This window comes from Candidatus Allofontibacter sp., from assembly GCF_038145245.1.
In the GTDB taxonomy this organism is placed as follows: Bacteria; Pseudomonadota; Alphaproteobacteria; order Pelagibacterales; family Pelagibacteraceae; genus Fontibacterium.
Map to the genome: position 1 here is coordinate 1 of NZ_JAYQPI010000046.1, position 4,961 is coordinate 4,961.

The window sequence follows — 4,961 nt, forward strand, 5'->3', positions numbered from 1 at the left end:
ACAGACTTAATAAAAGATATTAAAAAAGGAGTTTATATAACTGAATTATTTGGCTCTGGATTTAACAGCGTAACAGGTGACTTTAGTAAAGGCGGTTCAGGATTTTTAATAGAGAATGGAGAAATAACTTATCCAATTAGCGAAATCACAGTCGCTGGAAATATAAAAAATATGTTCAAAGAGATTTTTTTAGCTGATGATTTAGAATTCAAATCTAGAACCAACTCTCCAACAATTAGAATTAATAATCTAAGTATTGCAGGTAAATAAATGACCAAATTTGAATTGATAAAAAGAATATTTAAAACTCAAATTAAAAAATATATTCCAGAATTAAGTATAACTTTTATTTTTATTATTTTAACTTCCCTTACGACAGCTGCAACAGCGTGGCTACTAGATCCTGCTATTAAAGAAATCTTTATAAATAAAAATACTAATATGCTTTACCTAATCCCTATTGCAATAATTATTACTTTTATTTTGAAAGCTTTTTCAATTTATGGAACAAGAATTATTACGATTAAAGTTGGAATAAAAATAATAAAAAACATTCAAACTTTAATGGCTCAAAAGTTTTTATTATCTGATATTGCGCATATTACTAAAAAACACTCAGGAAAATATTTATCTAATTTTACTAACGATACGACTATATTATTCACGGTGTTAACAGGTGTAGTTGTAACTTTATTTAAAGAAACATTTACATTATTAGCATTAGTTGGACTAATGTTTTACCATGACTGGCAATTAAGTTTGCTTGCCATAATAATGATCCCTATTGCTGCAATATCCTCAAAAAATATAGGAAAAAAAATGGGCAAAAAAGTTCATATAAGTCTGGAAGCCTCAGATAAATTTATGAAATTTTTAAGCGAGATAATTAAAGGATCTTGGTTAATAAAAATTTATCAAAAAGAAGAAGAAGAATTAAAAAAAATTAGCATGATTATTGATGAAAGATTTAAAGCAATTAGAAAAGTTGAGCAAACAAGATTAGGAGCTGGTCCAATAATGGAGGTAATTTCTGCTATAGCTATTGCTATTGTAGTTTTTTTTGCAGGTTATAGAAGTATGCAGGGCGCTATAACATTAGGAGAATTTGTCTCTTTTTTAGCTGCACTAATGCTAGCTTATCAACCAGTTAGGGCGCTTGCTGGAATTAATGTTGGTATTCAAGAAGGAATTACGGCAGCTAAACGAATATATGAGATAATTGATCAAAAGAATGAGATTTATAATGATAAAAATGCTCCTTCATTAAAATTAAAAAATGCAACATTAGAGTTTAAAAATATTAGCTTTATATATCCAGATGGAACACATGCTTTAAAAAATTTATCTGCAAAAATAGAAGGTGGAAAAAAAGTTGGCTTAGTTGGTATAAGTGGTTCTGGAAAAACTACATTCTTAAACTTAATTCCAAGATTCTTCAATTTAAAACATGGTGCAATCTTTATTGATGACCAAAACATTAATAATATAAATTTAAATTCTTTGAGAAAAGAAATATCACTAGTTAGTCAGGATGTAATACTTTTTGATGACACTATTAAATCTAATATATTATATGGAAATGCATCAGCATCTGAAGATGAAATAGTTAATGCATGTAAATTTGCAGCAGCTCAGGATTTTATAGAAAAACTACCAAACAAGTACGAAACTATTATCGGAGAAAATGGAATAAAATTATCAGGTGGGCAAAAACAAAGATTATCAATAGCAAGGGCTATACTAAAAAATTCTTCAATAATATTATTAGATGAGGCCACTTCATCTTTAGACTCTGAGTCTGAGAATGTAATTCAAAAAGCTATTGAAAATTTAACTAAAAATAAAACAACTATTATAATTGCTCATAGATTATCAACGATCATGAACTGCGATAAAATTTTAGTATTTGATAAAGGTCAGGTGATTGCTGAAGGGAGTCATGAATTTTTAGTGAGTAATTCTTCGATTTATAAGAACTTATATGAAAAACAAATTATAAATTAATGAAAGTTATTTATTATTTGGCAACATCATTGTTGCATTATTTATTACATCCGTATCTCTATTTTAGAATCATTAAAAAAAAAGAATCTCCAATACGTTTTAGAGAGAAGTTAGCAATATCAGATATTCAAAGACATGATGGCTATTTAATTTGGTTTCATTGCGCTAGCATTGGAGAATTAAAGAGTATATTTCCAATTATTGATTACTATGTAAAAAAAAATAGAATTTTATTAACTACTTCTACTTTAAGTTCTAGTGAAATCTTTTATAAAAAATATTCTCATAATAAAAATATTATTCATCAATTTGCACCTATTGATAGTCCGCAAATTGTAAAAAGATTTTTTTTAAAATGGAAGCCTAATATTATTTTTTTTACAGATTCAGAATTATGGCCAAACCAAATTTTTTATGCAAAAAAAAATAAAATACCTATAATTTTGCTTAACGGCAGGTTGTCGAAAAAATCATTTGATAAATGGAGATTATTTAAAAGAACCATGCATGAAATATTAAAATCTTTTAAATTAATCTTATGCAGCAGTTATCAAAGTAGCGATTATTTCAATTATTTTAAAACTAATAATACTGAGACTATAGGAAATCTTAAATTTATTATTTCTGAAAATTCAGATTTAAAGAATGAAGAAAATGCTAATCTAAAAAAAAGAATAATATTTATTGCTTTAAGTACTCACGATACAGAGGAAGAATTTTGTATAAAAGCACATATATCTTTAAAACTCAAATATCCAAATTTGTTAACTCTAATTATACCAAGACATATAAATAGAATTACTAAAATTGAGGAAATTGTAAAAAGATTAAAATTAAATTTTTTAACCAAAGATTCTTTATATGACATCAAAGATAGTACGGACATTTTAATAATTAATACTTATGGCAACACACAAAGATTTTTAAAATTATCAAAATGTACATTTATTGGCGGCTCATTAATTAATCACGGTGGGCAAAATCCTATAGAGGTTGCTTATAATAATTCATTGATTTTTCATGGTCCACATATTCATAATTTTACTGAAATATATAATTTTTTAAATAAAGAAAATTTTTCTTTTGAAGTTAATTCTGTAAAAGAATTAATCGATCACATAGAAAAAAATATTAATTCTAGTCATAGTAAAAATATCAAAGAAAAAATAATTGATAGAGGTAATGAAATTTTATCAAGAACAATTGAAAGATTAGATCAATATATAATTAATTAAAAATGTACTTTATTAAGCCAAGATTTTGGGATGAAAAAAAAAATTCTTTTTTATCTATATTATTATATCCATTATCGATAATTTATTATTTAATTATTATAATAAAAAAAAAAATTTCTATCCCACAAAAATTTGACATTCCTATAATCTGTTTAGGAAATATTTATGTTGGTGGCACTGGTAAAACTTCTGCTGCTATAGAAATAATCAAGATTTTAAATCAATTTAAAAAAGTCTGTTTTTTAACAAAAGGATATGGAAGAAAAAGCAAGACAGATATTTATTTAAATGAAATAAATATGGCTAATCAAGTCTCAGAAGTTACAGGAGATGAAGCATTATTATTAAATAAATTTGGGCATGTATATATCTCAAATAACAGAGTTAAGGGTATAAATGCTATTATAAAGTTAGGATATGATGCCATTATTTTAGATGATGGATTTCAAGATTATTTAATTTTTAAAGATTTAAATATTCTGTGCTTTGATTCAAAAAGCTGGATAGGAAATAATAATTTATTACCAGCAGGACCACTTAGAGAACCTTTAACTTCAATAAAAGAAGTTAATTTAGTAATTCTTAAAGGAGAAAAAAATCAAACAGTTGAAAAAGAAATAAAGAAAATCAACTCGAATATTCAAATTATTTATGCCGAAAATAAAATCGAAAATATTGGAACTTTAAAAAACAAAAATTTTATAGCATTTACTGGCATAGGTAATCCTTATAGTTTTTTTTACACATTACTAGAAAACAACTTAAAAATTATAAAACAAATTATCTACCCAGATCATTTTCAATTTACAGAAAAAAATTATAAAATTTTATTTAAAGAGGCAGAAAATAATAATTGTAATTTAATAACAACAGAAAAAGATTATGTAAGAATTAATAAAAAATTTAAAGATAAAATTTATTATACAAAGATTAATACTTTATTAATTGGAAAAGAAATTTTAGAAAAAGAACTTAAAAAATTATTTTAATGAAGATTATTAGATATTTCTTAGAATTTATTTTAGTTATAATATTTTTTTTAATATTCAAAATTATAGGGCTTAAATTATCTTCTAACTTAGGAGAGAAAATTGGAAAGCACTTTGGACCTTTATTTAGAAAAAAAGCAATTGCAAAAAAAAATATTTTAATAGCATTTCCAAATCTTACCGAAAAATCAATCAATGAAATAATTGATTGTATGTGGAAAAATATAGGAAGAATATTTGGAGAATATATACATATAAATAAATTTAGCGTTATTAACGAAAAATATAATAAAATAGTTTTTATAAACAAAAATAATGTCGAAATATTAAAAAGAAATAATAAACCAATAGTTTTCTTTTCTGGTCATTTTGCAAATTTTGAATTAATGGCAAAATGTTTACAAGAATTAGGATTTAATATTGGTGCAATTTATAGACCTCTGAATAATATATTTTTAAACCCTATAATGGAATTTATTAGAAAAAAATACATCTGCCCAATTCAAATAGAAAAAGGTCCAACAGGAACAAAAAAATTAATTAAACATATTTCTAATAATAATCCCTTGGCATTAATGATTGATCAAAGGTTATCATCTAGTATTCGTGTTCCTTTTTTTAATCAACCAGCAACTACGACTACAACCCCTGCCCAGTTAGCAATTAAATATGATGCATTGCTTGTGCCTGTATTTTTAAAAAGATTAAAAGAAACAAATTTTGAATTTTTTAT

Annotated in this window: 5 protein-coding genes; all 5 read left to right on the top strand. The window is 24.5% G+C overall.

All coding sequences use genetic code 11. The features are described 5' to 3' along the window. Positions 1–270, top strand: a 270-nt coding sequence (locus tag AC8IGH_RS04975) for a metallopeptidase TldD-related protein (RefSeq protein ID WP_507419615.1), incomplete at its 5' end; no start/stop codon positions are given. Beyond that, positions 271–2,004, top strand: coding sequence for an ABC transporter ATP-binding protein (locus AC8IGH_RS04980; protein ID WP_507419616.1), 1,734 nt, complete (start codon positions 271–273; stop codon positions 2,002–2,004). Beyond that, positions 2,004–3,239 (top strand): 3-deoxy-D-manno-octulosonic acid transferase, encoded by a 1,236-nt coding sequence (locus AC8IGH_RS04985; RefSeq protein WP_507419617.1) that lies wholly within the window; start codon positions 2,004–2,006, stop codon positions 3,237–3,239. Before AC8IGH_RS04980 ends, AC8IGH_RS04985 begins: the two co-directional genes overlap by 1 nt. 2 nt (positions 3,240–3,241) lie before the next feature. Further along, a complete protein-coding gene (gene lpxK / locus AC8IGH_RS04990) occupies positions 3,242–4,228 on the top strand; it encodes a tetraacyldisaccharide 4'-kinase (protein ID WP_507419618.1) in 987 nt (328 codons plus the stop codon). Next, positions 4,228–4,961: lysophospholipid acyltransferase family protein (locus tag AC8IGH_RS04995; RefSeq protein ID WP_507419619.1), on the top strand; the 734-nt coding region annotated here is incomplete at its 3' end. The genes lpxK and AC8IGH_RS04995, both read left to right, overlap by 1 nt.

What these genes read in the sequence shown, in the direction of transcription:
- AC8IGH_RS04980 (WP_507419616.1), top strand. Translation starts at nt 271, where the DNA reads ATGACCAAATTTGAATTGATAAAAAGAATATTTAAAACTCAAATTAAA.
- AC8IGH_RS04985 (WP_507419617.1), top strand. Translation starts at nt 2,004, where the DNA reads ATGAAAGTTATTTATTATTTGGCAACATCATTGTTGCATTATTTATTA.
- lpxK (WP_507419618.1), top strand. Translation starts at nt 3,242, where the DNA reads ATGTACTTTATTAAGCCAAGATTTTGGGATGAAAAAAAAAATTCTTTT.